The sequence below is a fragment of the Micromonospora sp. WMMA1976 genome (assembly GCF_027497335.1).
Classification (GTDB): Bacteria; Actinomycetota; Actinomycetes; order Mycobacteriales; family Micromonosporaceae; genus Micromonospora; species Micromonospora aurantiaca.
Window position 1 is genome coordinate 3,407,530 of record NZ_CP114912.1, and the last position, 22,488, is coordinate 3,430,017.

The 22,488-nt window shown below is 74.1% G+C and carries 20 protein-coding genes, 3 pseudogenes and 1 riboswitch; of the genes and pseudogenes, 11 read left to right on the forward strand and 12 right to left on the reverse strand.

Going from position 1 to position 22,488, the window contains the following annotated elements; all coding sequences use genetic code 11:
* The first annotated feature begins 166 nt into the window (after window positions 1-166).
* Window positions 167-739, forward strand: coding sequence for a hypothetical protein (locus O7546_RS15825; protein WP_281599151.1), 573 nt, complete (start codon window positions 167-169; stop codon window positions 737-739).
* A 152-nt stretch (window positions 740-891) separates the two neighbouring features.
* Window positions 892-1,260 carry an FKBP-type peptidyl-prolyl cis-trans isomerase gene (locus O7546_RS15830; protein WP_013286592.1) on the forward strand — a complete coding sequence of 123 codons (369 nt, stop codon included), beginning with the start codon at window positions 892-894 and terminating at the stop codon, window positions 1,258-1,260.
* Between the two features lie 184 nt (window positions 1,261-1,444).
* On the opposite strand, the gene O7546_RS15835 is transcribed toward O7546_RS15830, so the two are convergent.
* The gene (locus O7546_RS15835; RefSeq protein ID WP_228531455.1) at window positions 1,445-1,843 is read right to left on the reverse strand and encodes an STAS domain-containing protein; all 399 of its coding nucleotides are present in this window, start codon (window positions 1,841-1,843) and stop codon (window positions 1,445-1,447) included.
* 185 nt (window positions 1,844-2,028) lie between these two features.
* Here O7546_RS15835 and O7546_RS15840 point away from each other — a divergent pair, with 185 nt between their 5' ends.
* Window positions 2,029-3,048: an SMP-30/gluconolactonase/LRE family protein gene (locus O7546_RS15840; protein WP_194799281.1), complete on the forward strand. Its 1,020-nt coding sequence runs from the start codon at window positions 2,029-2,031 to the stop codon at window positions 3,046-3,048.
* 60 nt (window positions 3,049-3,108) lie between these two features.
* On the opposite strand, the gene O7546_RS15845 is transcribed toward O7546_RS15840, so the two are convergent.
* The 4 genes from O7546_RS15845 to pdhA form a co-directional block, all read right to left on the reverse strand.
* A complete protein-coding gene (locus O7546_RS15845) occupies window positions 3,109-4,380 on the reverse strand; it encodes an Ig-like domain-containing protein (RefSeq protein ID WP_194799280.1) in 1,272 nt (423 codons plus the stop codon).
* Between the two features lie 486 nt (window positions 4,381-4,866).
* The gene (locus O7546_RS15850) at window positions 4,867-6,213 is read right to left on the reverse strand and encodes a dihydrolipoamide acetyltransferase family protein (protein ID WP_194799448.1); all 1,347 of its coding nucleotides are present in this window, start codon (window positions 6,211-6,213) and stop codon (window positions 4,867-4,869) included.
* A 110-nt stretch (window positions 6,214-6,323) separates the two neighbouring features.
* Window positions 6,324-7,328, reverse strand: coding sequence for an alpha-ketoacid dehydrogenase subunit beta (locus tag O7546_RS15855; protein ID WP_194799279.1), 1,005 nt, complete (start codon window positions 7,326-7,328; stop codon window positions 6,324-6,326).
* Window positions 7,328-8,527 (reverse strand): pyruvate dehydrogenase (acetyl-transferring) E1 component subunit alpha, encoded by a 1,200-nt coding sequence (gene pdhA / locus O7546_RS15860; protein ID WP_194799447.1) that lies wholly within the window; start codon window positions 8,525-8,527, stop codon window positions 7,328-7,330. Before pdhA ends, O7546_RS15855 begins: the two co-directional genes overlap by 1 nt.
* A gap of 72 nt (window positions 8,528-8,599) precedes the next feature.
* Between pdhA and O7546_RS15865 the strand changes: the two genes are divergently transcribed.
* Window positions 8,600-9,106, forward strand: coding sequence for an Lrp/AsnC family transcriptional regulator (locus O7546_RS15865; protein ID WP_013286599.1), 507 nt, complete (start codon window positions 8,600-8,602; stop codon window positions 9,104-9,106).
* A gap of 4 nt (window positions 9,107-9,110) precedes the next feature.
* Here the strand turns inward: O7546_RS15865 and O7546_RS15870 are convergent, their stop codons facing one another.
* The 4 genes and pseudogenes from O7546_RS15870 to O7546_RS15885 all read right to left on the reverse strand — a co-directional run.
* A complete protein-coding gene (locus tag O7546_RS15870) occupies window positions 9,111-10,091 on the reverse strand; it encodes a DNA primase small subunit domain-containing protein (RefSeq protein ID WP_194799278.1) in 981 nt (326 codons plus the stop codon).
* Window positions 10,092-10,125: 34 nt separating this feature from the next.
* Window positions 10,126-12,132, reverse strand: a complete 2,007-nt coding sequence (locus O7546_RS15875; protein WP_281599159.1) for a hypothetical protein — start codon at window positions 12,130-12,132, stop codon at window positions 10,126-10,128.
* 9 nt (window positions 12,133-12,141) lie between these two features.
* A pseudogene (locus O7546_RS15880) lies at window positions 12,142-12,609 on the reverse strand (VWA domain-containing protein); the annotation flags it as partial.
* Window positions 12,608-13,198: pseudogene (locus O7546_RS15885) on the reverse strand (ABC transporter ATP-binding protein); the annotation flags it as partial. The pseudogenes O7546_RS15885 and O7546_RS15880, both read right to left, overlap by 2 nt.
* 200 nt (window positions 13,199-13,398) lie before the next feature.
* Between O7546_RS15885 and O7546_RS15890 the strand changes: the two are divergent.
* Window positions 13,399-14,652 (forward strand): histidine kinase, encoded by a 1,254-nt coding sequence (locus O7546_RS15890; RefSeq protein ID WP_281599161.1) that lies wholly within the window; start codon window positions 13,399-13,401, stop codon window positions 14,650-14,652.
* Window positions 14,649-15,316: pseudogene (locus O7546_RS15895) on the forward strand (response regulator transcription factor). The gene O7546_RS15890 and the pseudogene O7546_RS15895 overlap by 4 nt, the downstream one beginning before the upstream one ends.
* 26 nt (window positions 15,317-15,342) lie before the next feature.
* Here O7546_RS15895 and O7546_RS15900 read toward each other — a convergent pair.
* A complete protein-coding gene (locus O7546_RS15900) occupies window positions 15,343-15,672 on the reverse strand; it encodes a hypothetical protein (protein WP_135240406.1) in 330 nt (109 codons plus the stop codon).
* Window positions 15,673-15,807: 135 nt separating this feature from the next.
* Between O7546_RS15900 and O7546_RS15905 the strand changes: the two genes are divergently transcribed.
* The 4 genes from O7546_RS15905 to O7546_RS15920 all read left to right on the forward strand — a co-directional run bounded on the left by O7546_RS15905 (window position 15,808) and on the right by O7546_RS15920 (window position 19,626).
* Window positions 15,808-16,539 (forward strand): histidine phosphatase family protein, encoded by a 732-nt coding sequence (locus O7546_RS15905; RefSeq protein WP_194799276.1) that lies wholly within the window; start codon window positions 15,808-15,810, stop codon window positions 16,537-16,539.
* On the forward strand, window positions 16,523-17,386 hold the full coding sequence (locus tag O7546_RS15910; RefSeq protein WP_194799275.1) for an NAD(P)H-hydrate dehydratase: 864 nt from the start codon (window positions 16,523-16,525) through the stop codon (window positions 17,384-17,386). The genes O7546_RS15905 and O7546_RS15910 overlap by 17 nt, the downstream gene beginning before the upstream one ends.
* A gap of 148 nt (window positions 17,387-17,534) precedes the next feature.
* Window positions 17,535-19,019 (forward strand): S8 family serine peptidase, encoded by a 1,485-nt coding sequence (locus tag O7546_RS15915; RefSeq protein ID WP_269697105.1) that lies wholly within the window; start codon window positions 17,535-17,537, stop codon window positions 19,017-19,019.
* A gap of 106 nt (window positions 19,020-19,125) precedes the next feature.
* Entirely contained in the window at window positions 19,126-19,626 is a 501-nt protein-coding gene (locus O7546_RS15920) for a hemerythrin domain-containing protein (RefSeq protein WP_194799273.1), read from the forward strand.
* 66 nt (window positions 19,627-19,692) lie between these two features.
* Here O7546_RS15920 and O7546_RS15925 read toward each other — a convergent pair whose 3' ends face one another.
* Entirely contained in the window at window positions 19,693-20,499 is an 807-nt protein-coding gene (locus O7546_RS15925) for an SDR family NAD(P)-dependent oxidoreductase (protein WP_281599167.1), read from the reverse strand.
* Between the two features lie 106 nt (window positions 20,500-20,605).
* A riboswitch (ZMP/ZTP riboswitch) is annotated at window positions 20,606-20,695 on the forward strand.
* Window positions 20,696-20,713: 18 nt separating this feature from the next.
* Between O7546_RS15925 and O7546_RS15930 the strand changes: the two genes are divergently transcribed.
* A complete protein-coding gene (locus tag O7546_RS15930) occupies window positions 20,714-22,150 on the forward strand; it encodes a glycine hydroxymethyltransferase (protein ID WP_194799271.1) in 1,437 nt (478 codons plus the stop codon).
* A 65-nt stretch (window positions 22,151-22,215) separates the two neighbouring features.
* On the opposite strand, the gene O7546_RS15935 is transcribed toward O7546_RS15930, so the two are convergent.
* Complete coding sequence (locus O7546_RS15935; protein ID WP_013286617.1) at window positions 22,216-22,467, reverse strand: hypothetical protein; 252 nt, start codon at window positions 22,465-22,467, stop codon at window positions 22,216-22,218.
* Between the last annotated feature and the right edge of the window lie 21 nt (window positions 22,468-22,488).

Genomic DNA, 22,488 nt, shown 5'->3' on the forward strand with positions numbered 1-22,488 from the left:
AGGGGCGGCGGACCGGCTGCGAGGGGCCGACCGGACCGGGTACGGACGGGACCAAGGACCCGGTCACGAGGGCACCTCTCGGCCCTGCTCCCGGACGCCGCGCGGCGGTGGAATGAATGTGCCACCGGGAAGCGCGGTGCGAGGCACAGGAAGGGACGTGGACACCATGACCGCGACAATCGAGCGGACCCCCGCCGTCAAGCGGACCCCCGCCGCCACCATCGCTCCGGCGGCGCACATCGAGACCACCCGGCAGAAGGCCACCCGGTACGTGTGGGCCGGTCTGCGGCTCGCGCTGGGCTGGATCTTCCTCTGGGCCTTCCTCGACAAGATGTTCGGCCTCGGCCACGAGACCCCGGCGAAGAACGCCTGGACCAACGGCGGCAGCCCGACCAAGGGCTTCCTGGGCAACGCGGTCGAGGGCCCGTTCGCGGACCTCTACCGGAACATCGCCGGCGCGGCCTGGGCGGACACCCTGTTCATGGTCGGTCTGCTCGGCATCGGTGTCGCCCTGATGCTCGGCATCGGCATCCGGATCGCCGCCGTGGCCGGCGGACTGCTCCTGGTCCTGATGTGGACGGCCGTGCTGCCCCCGGCGAACAACCCCTTCATGGACGACCACCTCATCTACGCGGGCCTGCTGGCCGGTCTGGCCCTGGTGGGCGCCGGCAACACCCTCGGCCTCGGCCGGATCTGGGCGAGGCTCCCCCTGGTCCAGCGTCTCCCCTGGCTGAAGTGACCAGCTCGCCCCGGGGCGGGCGTCGCCGACAGGCGACGCCCGCCTCTTTCGTGTCCCCGCCACGCCGGTGTGCGGGGACCGGCGCGTATCGGCCGGTCGCGATCCGGCAGGATCGACTGTGACCACACCGTCAGCACCGAGGAGACCCGCTCATGGACAAGCCCCAGATCGGCCCGATCGAGGGCGCGCCGCCCGCCGATCTGGTCGTCGAGGACATCACCGTCGGCGACGGCCCGGAGGCCCGCGCGGGCCAGCTGGTGAGCGTGCACTACGTGGGCGTGGCCCACTCGAACGGCCGCGAGTTCGACGCCTCGTGGAACCGGGGTGAGACGTTCGAGTTCCCGCTCGGCGGCGGCCAGGTCATCGCCGGCTGGGACCAGGGCGTCGTGGGCATGAAGGTCGGCGGCCGGCGCAAGCTCACCATCCCGCCGCACCTGGGCTACGGCGCCCGGGGCGCGGGCGGCGTCATCAAGCCGAACGAGACGCTCGTCTTCGTGGTGGACCTGCTCGGCGTGCGCTGAGCGCAACGCCGTCCACGTCGGGCCGTCGGCACTCGCGCCGGCGGCCCGACGCGTGCCCGGCCGACGCGCGGCGGCCCGGCTCGTGCTCGGGGCGCCCGGCGGCTCCGCTCGGGCTCCGGCCGCCCGGCGCCCCGCTGGGGCTCAGGCCGCGCAGGCTCCGGCCGCCCGAGCGCTCCGCTCGGGCTCAGGCCGCGCAGGCCACCAGCTCGCGAGCGCGGCCGGGCAGGTCCGGCGCGCGGTCGGGCAGGTTCTGGGCGCGGTCGGAGCAGCGCACCGGGAGCACCCGGTGCAGGCCGGTCACCCGCAGCACCCGGGCCACCACCGGGTCGGGGTCGGTGAGCACCAGCTCGCCGCCGCGGGAACGGACCCGCAGGTGGGTGGCGACCAGCGCGCGGACCCCGGCGGCGGAGAGCAGCCGCACACCGGACAGGTCGACCCGCAGCACCGGCCGGGCCGGCGCCGCCCAGAGCGCGGCCCGGAACGCCGTCACGGAGGCGATGTCGATCTCGCCGACCGGGCGCAGCTCGACCACGTGGTCGTGCACGTCCATCGCCACGTGGAAGCGCTCAACGCTGTGTACCATGCGGCCAAACCTACCCGGCCCCACCGACATTTCCGGGCCTCCCGGCGGGGGTTCCGGGTACTGTCCGGGACCCGACCCCGAGCCGCCTCAGGGTCATCCCGCAGCCGCCACGCCACGCCGCGCGGAACGCCGCGAAACGCCGTCGGGGACTGCCCGGCGCGACGCCGCCGGGCCACAATGAGCCGATGGTCGTCCCCCGCCCGCGCGCCCCACTGCTGATCCGGCCGGTCCGCGAGCCGGCGACGGTACCGCCGCCGCTCACCGGCCCCTGGTCGCCCGCAGACACCCGGCTCGACCGGGCCGACCTGCTGCCGCTGCCGGCCGGCGGGCACGGCCCGGAGGACGTCGTGGTCGACGGCGACGGCCGGGTGGTCAGCGGCGACGAGGACGGCCGGCTCTGGTGGTGGCCGGCCGACTCCCCGCCCGGCACGCCGCCGACCCTGCTGGCCGAGACCGGCGGCCGGCCGCTGGGCATCGAACGCGATCCGGTCGACGGCGGGTTGCTGGTCTGCGACGCGTACCGGGGGCTGCTGCGGGTCGACCCGGCCGGCCGGGTGCACGAGCTGACCGGGACCGCGCCGCCGGTGCACCTGGCCGACAACGCGGCGGTGGCGCGCGACGGCACCGTCTACTTCACCGACTCGTCCGACCGGTTCCCGCTCTCGCACTGGAAACGCGACCTGCTGGAGCACCGGCCCAACGGGCGGGTCCTCGCGTACGACAGGCGCACCGGGCGCACCGACGTGGTCGCGGACGGGCTCTACTTCCCCAACGGGCTCGCGCTCACCCCGGACGAGTCGGCGCTGATGCTCGCCGAGACCGCCACCCATCGGCTGCTCCGCCTCGACCTGCCGAGCGGGCGGGCCACGGTGCTCACCGACCTGCCCGCGTATCCGGACAACGTCTCGGGGGTCGGCGACGGCACGTACTGGGTCGCGCTGCCCAGCCCTCGGCTGCGGGCGATGGAACGGCTGCTGCCGCATCCCCGGGTCCGGCAGATCGTGGCCCTGCTGCCCGGCGCGGTGCAGCCGCAGCCGCGCCGCTACGGGCTGGTCGCGCTGGTCGACGGCGACGGCCGGGTGCTGCGCACGCTGCACGGCCCGAGCGGGGCGTACCCGATGGTCACCGGCGTGCGGCAGCACGGCCGCCACCTCTGGCTGGGCAGCCTGACCGCGGCCGGGGTGGCCCGCGTCGGCCTGGACTGAGACGACGCGGGGCCGGCCCGCGCGGACGCGGGCCGGCCCCGTGGCCGTTCCTCCCCAGGTTCAGCCGCCGCTGTTGCTCCGCGAGGGGGCCGGGGCCGGTGACGACCCGCCGGCCACCGCGCCCGGGTGCGGCGTGGCGCTCTGTGTGGGCTTCAGGCCCGCCGGTACGGGCAGCGCGCTGCCCTTGGCGAACTCGTCCCAGCTGACGTTCCAGGCGGTGAAGCCGTTGCCCTGGTCCAGCTTCACCTCGGTGCCCTTGACCGTCACCAGGTCACCGACCTGCGTGAAGCCCATCAGCCAGTCCGCGGCGGTGGCCGAGACGTTGGTGCAGCCGTGCGAGACGTTGGTGCTCCCCTGGTCGCCCTCCGACCACGGCGCCGAGTGGATGAACTCGCCGCCCCAGGTCAGCCGCTGGGCGTCGTCCACGTCGACCACGTAGCCGCCGTTCGGCTCACCCCGGGTGTCGAACGTGGTGTGCTCGTGCTTCTCCATGATCACCATGGTGCCGCTGGACGTCGGCGTGCTCTCCTTGCCGAGGCTGACCGGGATCTTCTTGAGCACCTTGCCGTCCTCGTAGACGGTCATCTGCTTCGTCCCGTTGTCGATGTCCAGGGTCACCTGCCGGCCGACCTTGGCGCTCGCGACCCGGTCGGAATCGCCGACCGCCTCCTTGCCGATGGGCAGCCCCTGCAGCGCGCTGCGCACGCTGATCTTCGTGCCCGGCTTCCAGCGGTCCGGCGCGCGGTACTCGGCCTGCTTGCCGTCGGCCACCCAGGACCAGGTGCCCGGCTGCGGCGGGTCGGTCTTCACGAACAGCCGGCGCTGCACGTCCGCGCGGGCCTCCTTCGGAATCGGCGGGTCGAATCCGAGCACGACCGGCATCGCCGTCCCGTACGTCTGATTCGGCCGGAAATACAATTCGCTGGTGACTGCCGGTTTGGTGGATTTGGCCATCGTCGTGAACGTCGTCTTCTGCGTGGCGGTCTTGCCGGAATCGCCGGTCGCGGTCACCTCCGCGGTGTACGTCCGGGAATTGGCGAGCGGCCGGTCCGGCACCCAGCCGGAACCGTCCTCCCGCGGCTGGGCCGGCACCGCGTTGCCCTTGTCGTCGGTCAGCTTGACGGCTGTCACCTTGCCGTTGCTCACCTTCGTGCCCACCTCCGCGCTGATCGGCACGTCCCGGGTACTGTCGGCCGGCGTCACGGAGACCGACGGCGGCGCCGCCTCGGCCCGCTTCGCCACCGACTTCGGGCCGGCGGTGCACGCGCCGACCGCCAGCGGCGCGGCTGCGACGGTCATCGCGAAAAGCGTCAGTCGGCGCCTCGCAAACATATTTCGCCCCCCATTTCCGAACCCTCTCGCCCACATTCTGTAGGCCCGGGATCGCGCCGTGGCACCTTCGGCGGAATTGCTCGGAAACGGTTGCGGAGAATCATGCCGGACAGGTAATTCCCGTCCCCGCTTGCGCCCCACGCGCCCTCCGCCCGGTTCGCCACCCCCTCGCTCGCCTCCCAGCACGCCCCGGCCCGTCGATCATGAAGTTGACGGCACACGGCGTCCGTTTTGTCCCCGCCAACCTCATGATCGACGGGACGGAGGCGATCCCACGCACCGGCACAACGGTCTCGCAAAGCGGGCAGCGCTGGAGGTGATCACCCCACGCCGCCCGCGTCATCGCCGCGATCTTGCAGTTGCAGCCCCGGACAAGAGTGCGAATCGGGCATATCGTGGACCGAAAGTGCAAGATCGCGGGCGGGCTGCGGGGACGGGCGCGGCCCCGGCCCTCCCACGGAGAGCCGGGGCCGGGAGCCGGACCGGTCAGACGTTGGCTACCAGGAGGGCCGGCTGCTCGACGCAGTCCGCCACGTGGCGCAGGAAGCCGCCGGCCACGCCGCCGTCGCAGACGCGGTGGTCGAAGGTGAGGCTGATCTGGGTCACCTTGCGGACGGCGAGCTGCCCGTCCACCACCCACGGCTTGTCCACGATCCGGCCGACGCCGAGCAGCGCCGCCTCCGGGTGGTTGATGATCGGCGTGGAACCGTCCACGCCGAACACGCCGTAGTTGTTGAGCGTGAACGTCCCGCCGGTCAGCCGCGCCGGCGGCAGCGTACCGGCCCGGGCCGCCGCAGTGGTCTCGGCGAGCGCGGCGGCCAGCTCCCGGGTGGTCAGCCGCTGCGCGTCGCGCAGCACCGGCACGACCAGGCCCCGGTCGGTCTGCGCGGCGATGCCCAGGTGCACGCCCCCGGACTGGACGATCCGCTGGCCCTCAGTGTCGACGTGCGCGTTGAGCTGCGGGTACCTCCGCAGGCCGCTGAGGCAGATCCGGGCCAGCAGCGCCAGGATGCTCACCGGCGAGTCCGGGTTGGCCGCGTTTATCGCGGCGCGCGTCTCCAGCAGGCCGGTGGCGTCCACGTCGACCCAGATGGTCACCTCGGGGATCTCCCGCCGGCTGCGGGAGAGCTTGTCGGCGATCACCTTGCGGATGCCGGTGAGCGGGATGACCGTGTCCCCGTCGCCCGCCGGGGCGAGCCCGACGTGGGCGGCCGGGGCGTCCGGCACCGCTGCGGGCCGGGTCGCCGGAGCGGGGGCGGTCACGGCGGCGTCCAGGTCGGCCCGGCGGATCACGCCGCCCGGCCCGGTGCCGCGCAGCGACGCCAGGTCGATGCCGTGCTCCTTGGCCAGGCGCCGCACGATCGGCGAGATGACCAGCGGCGCCGAAGCCGGAGAGCCAGTCGCCGGACCGGACGCGGGGCCCGTCGAGGCGGACGTGGCGGGCTCGGGGGCCAGCGCCAGCCGCGGCCGGCGCCGCCGCCGGCCCGATCCGCCGTGGCCGGTGCCGTAGCCGATCAGGACGTTGCCGGACCCGGCCCGCTCCTCCTCGCGGTAGGTGGCGTGCGGGTCGGGGGCGTCGTCGAGCGGGGCGATGGTGATCAGCGGCTGGCCGACCGGGCGTACCTCACCCGCGGCGCCGTGCAGGGCCACGACCCGTCCGGCGTACGGGCACGGCACGTCGACGACGGCCTTGGCGGTCTCCACCTCGACCACCGTCTGGTCCACGGTAACGACGTCGCCGACGGCGACCCGCCACTCGACGATCTCCGCCTCGCTCAGCCCTTCCCCGAGGTCCGGCAGGAGGAAGTCGCGGGTCCCAAGAGCCGTGCTCATGCCGTTCCGGCCGGGCATGCCCTCACGGCCCTCGCTCCGCTCGGTGCGTTCGGTCAGGCTGTGCTGACCGGGCATGCCCTCACGGCCCTCGCTCCGCTCGGTGCGTTCGGTCATGCCGCCACCCACCTCGTGTCGGGCTGGTCGTCCCACTGGAGCCGCGCCACGGCGTCCAGCACCCGGTCGACCGAGGGCAGGTGGGTGTGCTCCAGCATGGGCGCCGGGTACGGGATGTCCAGCCCGGACACCCGCAGCACCGGCGCGTGCAGCGCGTGGAAGCAGCGCTCCTGCACCCGGGCGGCGATCTCCGCCCCGACACCGGCGAAGCCCTGCGCCTCCTGGATCACCACGCATCGGCCGGTACGGCGGACCGAGGCGGTGACGGTGGCGTCGTCGAACGGCACGATGCTGCGGACGTCGACGACCTCCAGGTCCCAGCCCTCCTCGCGGGCGGCCTCGGCGGCGGCGAGCGCGACCGGCACCGCCGGGCCGTACGCGATCAGCGTGGCGTCGGTGCCGGGGCGGCGCACGACGGCGCTGCCGATCGGCGCGGTACGGGCCGGCAGTTCCGCTTCGGCGCTGGTGAAGTAGAGCTTCTTGGGCTCCAGGAACACCACCGGGTCGGGGTCGTCGATGGCGGCGCGCAGCAGCGAGTACGCGTCGTCCACAGTCGCGGGCGTGACCACCTTCAGGCCGGGCGTGTGCGCGTAGTACGCCTCGGACGAGTCGCAGTGGTGCTCCACGCCGCCGATGCCGCCGGCGTAGGGCACCCGGATGACGATCGGCACGCTCAACGCGCCACGGGTGCGGTTGCGCAGCTTCGCCACGTGCGAGGCGATCTGCTCGAACGCCGGGTACGCGAACGCGTCGAACTGCATCTCCACGACCGGCCGCAGCCCGGACATGGCGAGGCCGACGGCGAACCCGACGATGCCGGCCTCGGCGAGCGGGGTGTCGAAGCAGCGCTTGTCGCCGAACCGGGCCTGAAGCCCGTCGGTGATCCGGAAGACGCCGCCGAGCTGGCCGACGTCCTCACCAAAGACGAGCACGCGCTCGTCGTCGAGCATCGCGTCGGCGAGCGCCGCGTTGAGCGCCTTCGCCATGGTCATGGTGGCCATCAGGCGCTCCCCTCCGCGTCGGCGGCCAGCTCGGCCCGGACCATCTCGCGCTGCTCGACGAGTTGCGGCGTCGGCTCGGCGTACACGTGGTCGAACAGACTCAGCGGGTCCACGCTCGGCTGGGAGTCCATCCGGCGACGCAGCGTCGCGGCGTACTCCTCGGCCTCCTCGGCGACCGCCGCGACGGCGGCGTCGTCGAGCACGCCCTTGGCCCGCAGGTACGCCTCGAGCCGGGCGACCGGGTCGCGGTCGCGCCACGCCTCGACCTCGTCGGCGTCGCGGTAGCGGGTCTGGTCGTCGGCGTTCGTGTGCGGTTCCATCCGGTACGTGTGCGCCTCGACCAGGTAGGGGCCCTTGCCGGCGCGGGCGTGCGCGACGGCGCGCTCCAGCACCGCCAGGACGGCCACCGGGTCGTTGCCGTCGACCTGCTCGCTGGGTACGCCGTAGCCGACGCCCTTGTACGCGAGGCTGGGCGCGGCGGTCTGCCGGGACAGCGGCACGCTGATCGCGTACTTGTTGTTCTGCACGAGGTAGACGACGGGCGCCTTGAACACGGCGGCGAAGTTGATGCCCTCGTGGAAGTCGCCCTCGCTGGTGGCGCCGTCGCCGATGAACGCCAGCGCCACGGTGTCGCGACCCTGGTACGACTCGCCATAGGCCAGCCCGGCGGCGTGCACGCACTGGGTGGCGAGCGGGGTGCACTGCGGCGCGGTGTGCATGGCGGCCGGGTCGTACCCGCAGTGCCAGTCGCCGCGCAGCAGCGTGAGCACCTCGACCGGGTCGAGGCCGCGCGCGGTCAGCGCCATCGACTCGCGGTAGGTGGGGAACACCCAGTCGGTGTCGCGCAGCGCGAGGACGCCGCCGATCTGGCACGCCTCCTGGCCGCGCGCGGACGGGTAGACGGCGAGGCGGCCCTGCTTGGTGAGCGCGGTGGCCTGCACGTCGAAGCGGCGGCCGACGACCATCCGCCGGTACATCTCGCGCAGCGTCTCGACCGGCGGCTCCGGGTAGTCGTCGCGGGCCGGCAGCGGGGTCCCGTCGGGTTCGAGCAGCCGGACCGGTTCCCGCTGCGGCATGAAGCCGGCCGACGGGTCGGGTGCGGCCGGGGTGGTCTTCCGGCGGGTGCGCGGGGATGCCCTGCGGACCGCCTGGGGTGTGGTCGTCACGGCGGGGACCTCCTGGACGTGTGGTGGCCCTATGCTCCCGGTCGTGGATGATTGACTCAACATGCGGGATGAACGCGGGACGAATGGCACAGGAGGGCGGCTGAGATGAGCCAGGAGACCGGCGCCACACCGGGCGCGGCGGGCGGAACGGGACGTTCGGCCGGGCCGCTGGACGAGGTGGACCGGCGGATCCTCCGCGAACTGGTCCGCGACGCCCGCACGTCCATCCGTACGCTCGCCGAACGGGTGCACGTCTCCCGCACCAACGCGTACGCCCGGGTGGAGCGGCTGCTGCGCGACGGCGTGCTGACCGGGTTCACCGCGCGGGTCGCACCGGAGCCGGCCGGGCTGGGCACGTCGGCGTACATCGCGCTGACCATCGAGCAGAACACCTGGCGGGAGGTCTCCGCCGAGCTGGCCCGGGTGCGCTACATCGAGCACGCGGCGCTGCTCAGCGGCGAGCACGACGTCCTCGCCCTGGTCCGGGCACCCGACAACGCGACGTTGCGGGACGTGGTGCTGGACCGGGTGCAGAGCATCGCCGGCGTGCTGTCCACACGTACCTGGCTGGTGTTCGAGGAGTTCGACGGCACGCAGAGCCCCTGGGACTGACCGGTCAGCGCTCCGGCGGCGACTCCAGCCCTTCGGCGTCGGCCCGCTCCAGCAGCGCGTCCAGCGAGTACCGCCGCCCGTCCAGCCCGGCGTGCGGGTCGCCCCGCCCGGCGAACCGCTCGGGCATGCTGAGCACGTCGAAGTCCTCCGGCCGGGCGTCGTCCAGCTCGGCCCACTCCAGCGGCGCCGAGACCAGCGCCGCCGGGGTCGGCCGGATCGAGTACGCCGAGGTCATGGTGTGGTCGCGGGCCATCTGGTTGTAGTCGACGAAGACCGGCCGGTCCCGCTGGTCGCGCCACCACGTGGTGGTGACCAGGTCGGGCAGGCGGCGCTGCATCTCCCGGCCCAGCGCCAGCACCGCCCGCCGGCACTCGCCGAAGCTCCAGCGCGGCTCGATCGAGACGTAGACGTGGATGCCGCGCCCGCCGGTGGTCTTCGGGAAGCCCTCCAGGCCCAGCTCGGACAGGAACGCGCGTACCTCGTGCGCCACCGGCACCACCTGCGCGAAGTCGACACCGGGCATCGGGTCGAGGTCGATGCGCAGCTGGTCGGGGTGCTCCACGTCGTCCTTCGACACCGGCCACGGATGGAACCGCAGCGTGCCCAGGTTCGCCGCCCAGATCACCACGGCCAGCTCGCTCGGGGCGACCTCGTCGGCGGTACGCCCACTGGGGAACGTGATGTGCGCGGTACGGACCCAGTCGGGCGCGCCGGCCGGGAGCCGCTTCTGGTAGAACGCGTCACCCTTGTTCGTCTGCCGGGTGGCCACCTTGGCGCCCTCGAACACGCCGCGCGGCCAGCGTTCCAGCATGGTCGGCCGGTCCCGCAGCGCGCGCAGGATGCCGTCGCCGACGGACAGGAAGTAGCTGATCACGTCCAGCTTGGTCAGCCCGCGCTCCGGGAAGTAGGGCTTGTCGGGGCTGGAGACGCGGACCAGCCGCTTCCCCACCTGGATCTCCTGCGCCGCCGTGGTCGCCACCGTCACACCGTAGCGACCCGGCGCGGCCGTGGGGACCGGCTCACCGGGACTCCGCCGTCACCGACAGCCGGATCCAGGCGTCCACCCAGGCCCGTACCGCCGGTTCGCCCGGGTCGGCGCCGAGCGCACCGGCCAGGCCCGCCACTGCCGCGCCGCAGCGATCCAGGCCGACTGCGGCGAGCCCGGCCGCCGTCGCGCGCAGCCGCTCCGGGAAGCCGGCCGGCAGGTGCCGCAGGCCGGTGTGCGCCGCCTGCGCGAGCAGCGCCGACGCCGCACCCAGCGCCGCGGCGACCGGGTCGGGCCGGGCGTCGACCGCGCCGGCCAGCCGGCCGTCGCCCACCCCGGGTGCCAGATCGGGTACGACCACCGCGTCGGCGACCACCGCCAGCGGCTCGACGACGAGTCCGTCGGCGCCCCGGCGCACCGTCCCACTGACGTAGCGCGGCGGCCCGTGTGTGCCGTCCAGCGCCGCCGCGAGCGCGTCGAGTGCACCAGGGGCGGCGGCGTGGTGGGTGGCGGTGATCGTCGCCGTGCCGCCGTCGGCCCCGGTCACCGTGGCGTGCAGGCGCTGCTCGCCGGCCGCGTACCCGATGGCGCGCACCTCGCCGAGCGCGAGGACCCGCACCGACTCGGCGGCGGTGCGGGGACGCAGCAGCCGGGGTGGCCGCCCGGCCAGCTCGGCGGCGAGCGCGTCCGGGTCGCGGGTGAGCAGGCCGGGCGGCAGGCCGGACCACTCCCCCGCGCCGGGGGTGACAGTGGTGTGGGCCAGCCGGCCTGCGGCGATCCGGAGCCGGTGCGCGGCGCTGCGCACCGCCGACTCGGAGACCACGTTGCCGGTGGCCAGCGCGCCGAGCGTGGCGCCGGTGACGCGCCGTCCGGCCAGCTCGTGGCCGGTGGGCGGGCCGTCGTCGCCGGCGGGATAGGCGCGGTGCAGCACCAGCACGGAGACGGCCGCCGGGTGGGCGAGCACCACGTCCACGCCCACCTCGCCGCTGCTTTCGCGGACGCGGGCGCCGAGGCCGGTCAGCCGCACCCGCCGCAGCGGCGTCTCCGCCGGTTCGTGGGTGCCCAGCACCCGCTCCGGTGGCGTGGCGCCGGCGTTGACCACCGCGCGCCGCCGGGCGGGCAACTCGGCGAGCAGGTCGGCGAGGGTCTCCGGCCGGTACCGGGCGCCGCGCGCGGCGTACGCCTCCAGCTGCCCGGTCAGGTCGTCCACCGCCAGCAGCGGCCAGCGCAGACCGGCCGCGTCGAGGTCACGCCGGACCGCCGCGAGCCGGGCGTCCACGCCGGAGCCCAGGTGCGCGGCCCCGGTCAGCAGCACGTCGGCTGCCAGCGCCACCGCCGCGTCCAGCGCCGGATGCTCCGCCACGGTGGCGGTTCCGCCGACTCGTACCTGCGCCTCGGGCCGGTCCGGCTGCTCCCGGTCGGCCGTCCGGCACGCCCACACGGCGAGGGCGATCGCCTCGCCGCCGTCGTCGGCCGCGTCGCCGCGCGCGTACCCGATCTGGCGCGGCACCAGGAAGCGCACAGTGCCGGTGGGCAGCTCCACGCGCGGCACCGGGTCGGCGGCGTCCGGCCGGTGGACCACGGCGGCGTAGCCGCGCCGCAGCCGCCGCCGCGCGGCGGTGAGCGCCGGCGCGCCGATCGCAGCGGCCAGTTCCTCGTCGGTGACGTCGCCCGGCGACCACCGCCACGGCTCGCCATCGGCCTCGGCGTCCTCCCGGCCCGGCGCTGCGTCCCGGCCCGGCGCGGCCTCGCGGTCCGGGGCGGCGGCGTGCGTGCGCTGGTAGGTCAGCACGACGGCGAGCAGGTGCCGGCACACGCCGGGCGCCGGGCAGGAGCAGATCCCGGCCGCGAGGCCGCCGCCCCCGGGCAGCGTCACAGTCACCCCGTCCGGGTACGCGGCACACACCGCACCGTCGGCGTCCTCGGTGAGCATCGGCCGCTCACCGGCGTCGACCTCCTTCGTGGCGCGCTTCACCAGGCCCCTGTTGCTCAGCGCGGCCAGCACGTCCGGGGTGAGCGCGATCAGGTCGTCACGGGTCATCCGGTCCCCCTACCGGCCCACGTGCTCGGCCACGAAGGCGGCCAGCTCGCCCGGCGTCATCGCGCCTACCGCAGCGCCCACGTCGGCCAGCCGCTGGGCGGTGGCCCGGTCGTACGCCGGGTCGGCCTCCTCGTCCAGCGCGGCCAGCGCGAGCACGTGCGTGCCCTGCTCCACGAGCTGCTTCACCGACCGGACCAGACGTCCGGCGTCGCCGCCCTCGTAGAAGTCGGACACCAGCGCGACGATCGTCCGGCGCGGGTTCTCCACGAGCTGCGCGCCGTACGCGACCGCGCGGGCGATGTCGGTGCCGCCGCCGAGCTGCACCTTCATCAGCAGCTCCACCGGGTCGTCCACGTCGGAGGTCAGGTCGACCACGTCGGTGTCGAAGGCGACCAGGTGGGTGCGTACGCCCGGCAGCCCCCACAGGCAGGCGGCGGTCACCGCGGCGTGGATCACCGAGCCGAGCATCGAGCCGGAGCACGATGGTCTGGCCGCTGCGGCGCAGGTCGTCGAGCAGGCGCCGGACGTCCTCACCGGACGCGGTGTCCAGCGCGCCGGTCGGCTCGTCGGCCAGCAGGAGCGTGGGCCGGTTGACCAGGGCGCGGGCGACGGCGACGCGCTGGCGCTCACCCCCGGAGAGGCGTCCCGGGTACGCGTGCGCGTACCGGGCGATGCCGAGCGAGTCCAGCAGGGAGGCCGCGTGTTCGCGCGCCGCGCGGGCCGGCGCGCCGGCCAGTTGGGCGGGCAGCAGGACGTTGTCCAGCACGGTCAGGTCGTCGAGCAGGTTGAAGAACTGGAAGACCAGTCCCACGTGCGCGCGCCGGAACCGGGCCGACGCGGCCTCGCCGAGCTTGTCCAGCCGGGTGCCCGCGACGGTCACCGTGCCGGCGTCCGGCCGGTCGAGCGCGGCGAGCAGGTTGAGCAGTGTGGACTTCCCGCTGCCGGAGGGGCCGAGTACCGCCACGCACTCGCCGGGCCGGACGGTCAGCGACACGTCGTGCAGCGCGGGCGGTCCTTCGCCGTAGCGGCGGGTCACCCCGCGTACGTCGATCACCGGATCGGTCATGTGTCGCCCCTTGCGGTCGGGTCGGGCCGGTCTACTGGACGCCGTGACGTTAGGGGCGGATCCGGGGGCCGGGCATCGGTCCGGCGACGCATCGCCGTACCGCCGGAGGTGGATCTTCGCCCGGGGTCATCCCTGCGATGTAGTCGCACTGCACACCGGGGCCGATGCCCCGGCCGGGCACCGGCGGCGAGAATGGACGCGTGAGAGGCATCGTGGCGACCGGGCCGCTGCCGCGGCCGGGCTGGCGCGCGCTGCTGCTCGACGCGGCGCTGGCGGGGGTGCTCGGGCTGGTGTGCTTCCAGGCCGCCACCGACGACGTCGGCGTCCCGCCCCCGCCGTTGCCGCCGCCACTGCCGCTGCCGCCGTTGGCGGTCCCGCCGGAGACGCAGCCGGCGCAGCCCGGGTCGACGCTCGGGGCACTGCTGCTGGTCTTCGTCATGTGCGCGCCGCTGGTGCTGCGCCGCCGGTATCCGCTCGCGGTGCTCTGGGCGACGACGGCCGCCGCGTCACTGGTGCTGGTGACCGACGGGGAGCGGCAGCCGGCCCTGTACCCGTGCGTGGTGCTGACCTGCCTCGTCGCCGTCTACAGCGCGGCGGCGCACAGCCCGTACCGGCTGCCGGTGCTGGCATCGGTCCCGGCGGTGGCGCTGCTCGCCCTGGGGCTGCGGGAGCTGATGCCGGTCACGGTGCCCGCGGCCAACCTGCCGTTCGTCGTGCTGGCCCCGCTGGTGGCCGCCGCGGGCGGCCACCACGTGTGGCGGCGACGGGCGGGTGAGGACCGGCGGCGGCTCACCGCCGAGGCCCGCGCCCACGAGCAGGCGCTGCGCGACGCGGTCGCCGGTGAACGGGCCCGCATCGCCCGGGAACTGCACGACGTCGTGACGCACCACGTCAGCGTGATGGTCATCCAGGCCGGCGCCGCCCGGACGGTGCTCGCCGCCGCCCCGGATCAGGCGCGGGAGGCGCTGCTCGCCGTCGAGTCGACCGGCCGGTCCGCGCTCACCGAGCTGCGGCACGTCATGGGCCTGCTGGCGGATTCCGAACCGGACGACCCGGAGGACCCGCAGCCCGGGATCGAGGGCCTGCCCGAGCTGATCGAACGCGTGCGTGACGCCGGCGTGCCGGTACGGCTGACCATCTCCGGCGAGCGCCGGCCGGTCATCTCCGGTGTCGGGCTGACCGCCTACCGCGTGGTGCAGGAGGCGCTGACGAACATGGTCCGGCACGCGCCCGGCGCCGCGGGCACCGTCGTCGTCGAGTACTCGCCGGATAGCCTGCGGATCGAGGTCGGCAACACCGAGCCCGGCGTCCCGGCCGCCATCGGGGTCTCGGGCGGGCGCGGCCTGATCGGGCTGCGGGAGCGCCTCGCCGTCTACGGTGGGACGTTGCGCGCCGGCGCCCGGCCGGGCGCCGGCTACCACGTCGAGGCACTGATCCCGTGGGAGGCGCCATGACGGTACGAGTGGTGGTCGCCGACGACCAGGCACTGGTCCGTACCGGGTTCCGCATGATCCTCACGGCCGGTGGGGTGGACGTGGTGGCCGAGGCGGCGACGGGCGCGGAGGCGGTGGACGCGGTCCGCCGTACCCGGCCCGACGTGGTGCTCATGGACGTGCGCATGCCCGAGCTCGACGGTCTCGAGGCCACCCGCCGCATCCTCACCGGGGCCGTCGCGACGCCCCGGATCATCATCCTCACCACGTTCGACCTGGATCAGTACGTCTACGCCGCGCTCGCCGCCGGGGCGAGCGGCTTCCTGCTCAAGGACGTGACGCGGAACACCTGGTCGCGGCCGTACGCATGGTGCAGGACGGTGACGCGCTGCTCGCGCCGGCCATCACCCGCCGGCTGGTGCGGCGCTTCGCCCGCCGCGACCCGGAGACGGCGGCGGTGCACCGCGACCTGGCCACGCTGACCCGTCGCGAGACGGAGGTCCTGCGCCTGCTGGCCGGCGGCCTGAGCAACGCCGAGCTGGCGGCGGCGCTGCACCTGTCCGAGGCGACGGTGAAGACCCACGTCGCCCGCATCCTCGCCAAGCTCCGTCTGCGCGACCGGGTCCAGGCGGTGGTGGTCGCCTACGAGACGGGCCTCGTGAATCCCGGTTCGCCGGGGGACTGATCGGTCCGGCGACGGCCGTCACGTGCTCAGGTGATCAGCAGCGCACCGACGACGATCAGCGGCACCGAGACGAACAGGAAGATGCCGACGCCGGTGAGCACCCGCCCGCCGCCGCCGTCCTCCCGCTCGGGCGCCAGACCGAAGGTCGAACGGGCCGGCAGCATGCCGATGCGGCTCAGCGTGAGGTCGCCGGTCATCCCGATCACGGCGCCGACGATCATGAACGCCACGCCCAGCCGGTGCGTGAAGTCGCCGCCGCCGACCGCCACCCAGATGCCGACCGCCGCCGCGATCACCACGGCGGCGATCAGGAAGAGCACCAGCGCCTCCCGCAGACCCCGCACCACAGTCGCCATGTGCGCCTCCCTCGGACCCGAGCCGTCCGTCCCGCGTCGTGGGACATTGTGCCGGGTCGATGCACGGCGGCGTAGTCCCGCGCCGGGCCGGTCCGGCACGGTTATCCCCGGTCGAGCCCGGGTACCGGGAGCCGCATGGCGGAGTTGGGATCGCTCTGGATCGTCCGGCACGGCGAGAGCACGGCGAACGTGGCGGCCACGGCGGCCGAGACGTCCGGCGCCGAGCTGATCGACCTCAGCCACCGGGACGCGGACGTGCCGCTGTCGCCGACCGGCGAGGAGCAGGCGCGGGCGACCGCCCGCTGGCTGGCCGGGCTGCCGGAGTCGAGGCGGCCGGACGTGGCGGTGGTGTCGCCGTACCTGCGTGCGGTGCGCACGGCCGAGCTGGCGCTCGACGGCACCGGGATCCCGGCGAGCGTCGACGAGCGGCTGCGCGACCGGGAGCTGGGCGTCCTCGACGGGCTCACCGGCCACGGCGTGACCCGGCGCTACCCGGAGGAGGCGCAGCGGCGTACCCGCCTCGGCAAGTTCTACTACCGCCCGCCCGGCGGCGAGTCCTGGACCGATGTGGCGCTGCGGCTGCGGGCGCTGCTCGGCGACCTGCGCCGCGACCACGAGGGGGGCCGGGTGCTGCTGTTCGGCCACGACGCGCTGGTCTTCCTGCTGCGCTACCTGGTGGAGGGGCTCACCGAAGCGGAGCTGATGGCGCTGACCCGCGAGCACGTGATCGCCAACTGCTCGGTCACCGCCTGGCACGCCGACGACGCCGGCCGGCTCGTGCCGGAGGTGTTCAACGACGTCGCCCACCTGCACCGGCAGGGGGCGAAGCCCACCAGGGAGGACGAGGTCAATGCCGAGCCGGTCTGACGTGATCACCCCCGCGCTGCTGCGGGACTGGGCGCTGCCGGTGCCCACCGGCGGCAAGGAGGCGCGCGGCACCGTGCTGGTGGTCGGCGGCTCCCGGTTCACCCCCGGCGCGGTGCTGCTGGCCGGGGTGGCAGCGCTGCGGGCCGGCGCCGGCGTGCTCCAGCTCGCCGCGGCCGAGTCGACTGCGGCGTCGCTGAGCATCCAGGTGCCCGAGGCGCTCGTGATCGGCCTGCCGGAGACCGGCGACGGCGCGGTCCGCGGCGACCCGGGCGACCTGCTCCGCGGCCTGGTCACCGAGGCCGACGTGGTGGCGGTCGGACCCGGCCTGACGGACATCGAGGCCACCGGGGAGCTGCTGCGCCTGGTCCTGGACGCGGCCGGCCGGGAGACCGCGCTGGTGCTCGACGCGTACGCGCTCGGCGCGCTCAGCCACGCGCCGGATTTGCTGGCCGGGTCCGGCCGCAAGGCGGTGCTCACTCCCAACCTGACCGAGGCGCGGCACCTGCTGGGCCGCGATCCGGGCGACGACCTGGACGCCGAGGCGGTGGAACTGGCCGGCCGGTACGACGCGGTCGTCTCGCTGTACGGGCACATCGCGACGCCGGACGGCCGAGCCTGGCGGGAGGAGAGCGGAGACGCCGGACTGGGCACCTCGGGCAGTGGCGACGTGCGGGCCGGACTGCTCGCGGGTCTGCTCTCCCGGGGCGCCGACCCGGCGCAGGCGGCCTGCTGGGCGGCGTTCGCGCACGCGGTGAGCGGGCAACGGCTGGTCCCCCGGTACGGGCGGATCGGCTTCCTCGCCCGGGAACTGCTCGACGAGATCCCCTGCACGATCGCCACCGTCTGACGATCCACTTCACCGGGCTCCCACCACGTGTAACACCCCGGGAGGCGGTGGCGCTGGTCCGGGCGAGGCCGGTACTTCGCCGTGCCTCCGCCCGGACCGCAGCCCGCTCAGGGGTGCGGTCCACCCGCACGAACCCCTGGGAGTCTGTGTGAACAACCTCCGTCGCAAGACACTCGCCGCGGCGTCGGCAGTGACGCTCGGCGCCGGGCTCGCCCTCGTCGGCGCCACGGCACCGGCCGCGGCCGTCGGACCGGAAACCTCTTACATCGTGCTCGCCCCGCAGGGCAACAGCACCGCCAAGGCCGCCGCCCGCGTGGCGGCCGCCGACGGCACCGTGGTGGCCGCGTACGACAAGATCGGTGTGCTGGTCGTGCGCTCGTCCGCCCCGGACTTCGCCACCCGGGTGGCGGGCGCCGGCGTCGAGTCGGTCGCCTCCACCGCCGGCCTGGGCACCGCCCTGGACGAGGGCGAGACGGTCGAGGTGCCGGCCGCCGCCGTCGCCGCGGCCACCGGCGACCCGACCGCCGAGCCGCTCTACAACCTGCAGTGGGACATGCCCCAGATCCGCGTCCCGCAGGCGCACGCCGTGACCGGCGGCAGCCCGTCGGTCGTGGTGGGTGTGCTGGACAGCGGCATCTCCAGCAGCCACCCGGACCTGGCGACCCAGATCGCCAAGGACAAGAGCGCCTCCTGTGTGGGCGGCGTCCCGAACACCGCCGAGGCCGCGTGGAACCCCACCACCAGCGACCACGGCACGCACGTGGCCGGCACCATCGCCGCCGCCGTCAACGGCGTCGGTGTCACCGGTGTCGCGCCGGGCGTGAAGGTCGCCGCCGTCAAGGTGGTGAACGACGACGGCTACATCTTCCCGGAGGCCGCGGTCTGCGGGTTCATGTGGGCCGCCGAGCACGGCATGCAGCTGACCAACAACAGCTACTACATCGACCCGTGGGAGCTGAACTGCCGCAACGACGCGCGTCAGCGCCCGGTGTGGAAGGCCGTGCAGCGGGCCCTGCGCTACTCGCAGTCCCAGGGCGTGCTGCACGTCGCGTCGGCCGGTAACTCGAACTACGACCTCGCCCACAAGATCACCGACACCGGCAGCCCGAACAACGGCACGCCGGAGGAGCGCGAGAACCTCACCAACGCCTGCCTCGACCTGCCGGCCGAGGCGCCGGGCGTGGTGACCGTCGCGGCCGTCGGCCCGACCGGGGAGAAGAGCTACTACTCCTCGTACGGCCAGGGCGTGATCGACGTGACCGCGCCGGGTGGCGACACCCGGTTCCGGACCCAGGGCGCCCGCTCGACGTCCGCCGACGGCATCCTGTCCACCACCTTCAACACCGCCACCCGCACCAACGGGTGGGGCTACAAGCAGGGCACCTCGATGTCCAGCCCGCACGCCACCGGCGTCGCGGCGCTGGCGCTGTCCGCGCACCCGGGCATGACGCCGGGCCAGCTGGCCTCGTTCCTGGAGCGCACGGCGGTCGCGAAGTCCTGCCCGTCGGGCGTCTACAACCCCGTTCCGCTGATCCCGGCGGGCCCGAACGCGTACGACGCGACCTGCTCCGGCGGGAACCGCAACGGGTTCTACGGCGCCGGCGTCGTGGACGCGTACAACGCGGTGAAGTAACCGGTATCCGCGTGGACCGGGCCCGGCGATCACGCCGGGCCCGGCCTGTTTGTCCTGGTGGGGCGCCGGGTAGGGGGGCACCGTCAGCCGACTTAGGAGGTAACCGGTGTCCACCGATGCGATCGTCCTGCTCAAGGAGGACCACAAGGAGATCCGCCGCCTGTTCAAGGCCTTCCAGGAGGCCGAGGAGGGACCGGCGAGCAAGCGCGGGAAGATCGTCGGGCAGATCCTCGAAGCCCTCACGGTGCACACCTACCTCGAGAACGAGGTGATGTACCCGGAGGTCCGCGAACTGGTGCCCGACGTCGAGGACGACGTCCTGGAGTCGTACGAGGAGCACCACGTCGCGGACGTGCTCTGCTTCGAGCTGTTCACGATGGACGCCGGCGACGAGCGGTACAACGCCAAGACGACGGTGCTGATCGAGAACGTGCTGCACCACATCGAGGAGGAGGAGCAGGAGTGGTTCCCGAAGGTCCGCGAGGCGCTCGGCCGTAACCGGCTCCAGGAGATCGGCCGGCGGATGCTCGACCTGCGCCCGAAGGCGCCGAAGACGCCGACCGCCCCGAAGGCGCTGAAGAAGTCGCTGGACGCCGTGGTCGCCTGACACCGGCCGCGTTACGCGAGCGGGACCGCCCCTCGGCGAAGGGGCGGTCCCGCTCGCATGGTGGGGTCAGTCGCCGGAGCCGGGCTCGGCCATCTTGCGGTGCTGCTCGGCCTTCAGCCGATCCGGAACGATCTTCCCGGCCGCCACCTGGATCTTGTTGACCAACGAGCCGGCCGCGACCTTGTGCTCCCCCTTCATCAGCGCCTCGAACGCGTCCTCGGCCACCTTCCGGGGGTCGTCCTTGGGCCCCTGGCCGACCCGGGTGTCGGTCATGTCGGCACGGTCGAAGAACTCGGTGTCGGTCGGGCCCGGCATCAGCGAGGTGACCGTGACGCCGGTGTCCTTCAGCTCGTTGCGCACCCCCTCGGCGAAGGACTGCACGAACGACTTCGAGGCGTTGTAGACCGCCTGGTACGCCCCGGGCATGGTGGCGGCGATGGACGAGGTGAACAGCACCCGCCCGGCGCCCCGGCGGACCATGTCCGGCAGCAGCAGCTTCGCCAGGTGCACGGTCGATCGGACGTTCAGGTCGATCACGGTGAGCTCGTCGGCCAGGTCGGTGCCGCCGACGAAGTCGCCGCCCTCGCCGCGCCCGGCGTTGAGCGCCAGCGCGTCGACCGGCCGGCCCAGGCCGGTCACCTCGCCGGCCAGCCGGGTGATGCCCTCGGGCGTAGCCAGGTCCACCCGGACCGGGTACACCTCCGGGCCGCCGTCGCGCCGCAGGTCACCGGCCGCGCGCTCGATCGCCGCGTCCTCGGCGGCGACCACCACGTCGTAGCCGTGCTCGACGAACTGGACCGCAAGCTCGTACCCGATGCCGCTGGACGCGCCGGTCACCACGGCGAGCGGCCGTCCGGTGCTCGGTGTGGTCATGGTCGTGCCTCCTCTCCCCCGGGCCGGGTCGGGGCCGGCCCTCCCCCACGGTGTGCCCCGGGACGGGCGGCCCAACCCCGCAGGTCCCGGCCGGGCCGGTAGGATCGGCACGGGCCGTGACTGGCGCGTGGAGATGGAGCACCATCGGGGAGCGGCCTCGTCATGAGGACGCATGCCGAGCGCCTGGGCCTTCCGCACGTCACCTGGAGGTCGCATGTCGCGCAACGCCGAGTCCACCGCCTTCCGCAGCGCGCTGGAGGTCGTCCGCGGCGTCGAGCCGCGCGTGGCCGACGCCATCGCCGCGGAACTGGCCGACCAGCGCGAGTCGCTCAAGCTCATCGCCAGCGAGAACTACGCGTCGCCGGCGACGCTGCTGGCGATGGGCAACTGGTTCAGCGACAAGTACGCCGAGGGCACGGTCGGGCGCCGGTTCTACGCCGGCTGCCAGAACGTCGACACCGTCGAGGCGCTCGCCGCCGAGCACGCCCGGGAGCTGTTCGGCGCGTCGCACGCGTACGTGCAGCCGCACTCGGGCATCGACGCCAACCTGGTCGCGTTCTGGGCGATCCTGGCCGACCGGGTCGAGTCCCCCGCGCTCCGCAAGGCGCAGGCGCGGCAGGTCAACGACCTGACCGAGGCGGACTGGTTCGCGCTGCGCCGTGAGCTGGGCAACCAGCGGATGCTCGGCATGTCGCTCGACGCCGGCGGGCACCTCACCCACGGTTTCCGGCCGAACATCTCCGGCAAGATGTTCGACCAGCGCAGCTACGGCACCGACCCGGCCACCGGCCTGATCGACTACGACCGGGTGGCCGAGGCGGCCCGCGAGTTCAAGCCGCTGATCCTGGTCGCCGGTTACTCCGCGTACCCGCGGAAGGTCAACTTCCGGATCATGCGGGAGATCGCCGACTCGGTCGGCGCCACCTTCATGGTCGACATGGCCCACTTCGCCGGGCTGGTCGCCGGCAAGGTCTTCACCGGCGACTTCGACCCGGTGCCGCACGCCCACATCGTCACCACCACCACGCACAAGTCGCTGCGCGGCCCGCGCGGCGGCATGGTCCTCTGCGGGCCGGAGCTGGCCGACCAGGTCGACCGGGGCTGCCCGATGGTGCTCGGCGGGCCGCTGCCGCACGTGATGGCCGCCAAGGCGGTCGCGCTGGCCGAGGCGCGCCGCCCCGACTTCGCCGACTACGCCCAGCGGATCGTGGACAACGCGCAGGCGCTCGCCGACGGGTTGCTGCGCCGGGGCGCGACGCTTGTCACCGGCGGCACCGACAACCACCTGGTGCTCATCGACGTGTCCGGGTACGGCCTGACCGGCCGGCAGGCCGAGCAGGCGCTGCTGGACTCGGGCATCGTCACCAACCGCAACTCGGTGCCGCAGGACCCGAACGGCGCGTGGTACACCTCCGGCATCCGCATCGGCACCCCGGCGCTCACCACCCGGGGCCTCGGCGCCACGGAGATGGACGCCACCGCCGAGCTGATCCACACCGTGCTCAGCCAGACCACGCCCGGCACCGGCCCGGACGGCGCACCGTCGAAGGCGAAGTACGTGCTGGACCCGGCCGTCGCCGAGTCCGTCGGCAAGCAGGCCGCCGACCTGCTCACGCCGTTCCCGCTCTACCCCGCCGTGGACCTGGGCTGAGCCCGGCCGACACGACGGCGGCGCCCCGGGAGAACGAGTCTCCCGGGGCGCCGGTGTGAACGGGGTCAGCGCAGCGGGCGCTTCAGGTGGTAGCGGTGGACCTCGGTGCTGCCCTGCACGTTGTTCACGTCCTCGGCGGCGGAGACCAGCTCCCAGCCCTCCCGGCCGACCCGGTTGAGGTGCGCGATCGCGGTGTCGCCGTACGCGGTCACGTCGGTGCGTGACCCGTCCGGGCCGTACCACACGAACGAGACGTGGAAATTGCGACCCTGACCCTGATACCGACGAACGAGCAACGCGTACTCCCAGGCAACCATTCGTCCATTATCAACAGACGA

Coding starts and splice junctions, on each gene's coding strand:
- O7546_RS15825 (WP_281599151.1), top strand. CDS start 167: ATGACCGCGACAATCGAGCGGACCCCCGCCGTCAAGCGGACCCCCGCC.
- O7546_RS15830 (WP_013286592.1), top strand. CDS start 892: ATGGACAAGCCCCAGATCGGCCCGATCGAGGGCGCGCCGCCCGCCGAT.
- O7546_RS15835 (WP_228531455.1), bottom strand. CDS start 1,843: ATGGTACACAGCGTTGAGCGCTTCCACGTGGCGATGGACGTGCACGAC.
- O7546_RS15840 (WP_194799281.1), top strand. CDS start 2,029: ATGGTCGTCCCCCGCCCGCGCGCCCCACTGCTGATCCGGCCGGTCCGC.
- O7546_RS15845 (WP_194799280.1), bottom strand. CDS start 4,380: ATGTTTGCGAGGCGCCGACTGACGCTTTTCGCGATGACCGTCGCAGCC.
- O7546_RS15850 (WP_194799448.1), bottom strand. CDS start 6,213: ATGAGCACGGCTCTTGGGACCCGCGACTTCCTCCTGCCGGACCTCGGG.
- O7546_RS15855 (WP_194799279.1), bottom strand. CDS start 7,328: ATGGCCACCATGACCATGGCGAAGGCGCTCAACGCGGCGCTCGCCGAC.
- O7546_RS15865 (WP_013286599.1), top strand. CDS start 8,600: ATGAGCCAGGAGACCGGCGCCACACCGGGCGCGGCGGGCGGAACGGGA.
- O7546_RS15875 (WP_281599159.1), bottom strand. CDS start 12,132: ATGACCCGTGACGACCTGATCGCGCTCACCCCGGACGTGCTGGCCGCG.
- O7546_RS15900 (WP_135240406.1), bottom strand. CDS start 15,672: ATGGCGACTGTGGTGCGGGGTCTGCGGGAGGCGCTGGTGCTCTTCCTG.
- O7546_RS15905 (WP_194799276.1), top strand. CDS start 15,808: ATGGCGGAGTTGGGATCGCTCTGGATCGTCCGGCACGGCGAGAGCACG.
- O7546_RS15910 (WP_194799275.1), top strand. CDS start 16,523: ATGCCGAGCCGGTCTGACGTGATCACCCCCGCGCTGCTGCGGGACTGG.
- O7546_RS15925 (WP_281599167.1), bottom strand. CDS start 20,499: ATGACCACACCGAGCACCGGACGGCCGCTCGCCGTGGTGACCGGCGCG.
- O7546_RS15930 (WP_194799271.1), top strand. CDS start 20,714: ATGTCGCGCAACGCCGAGTCCACCGCCTTCCGCAGCGCGCTGGAGGTC.
- O7546_RS15935 (WP_013286617.1), bottom strand. CDS start 22,467: ATGGTTGCCTGGGAGTACGCGTTGCTCGTTCGTCGGTATCAGGGTCAG.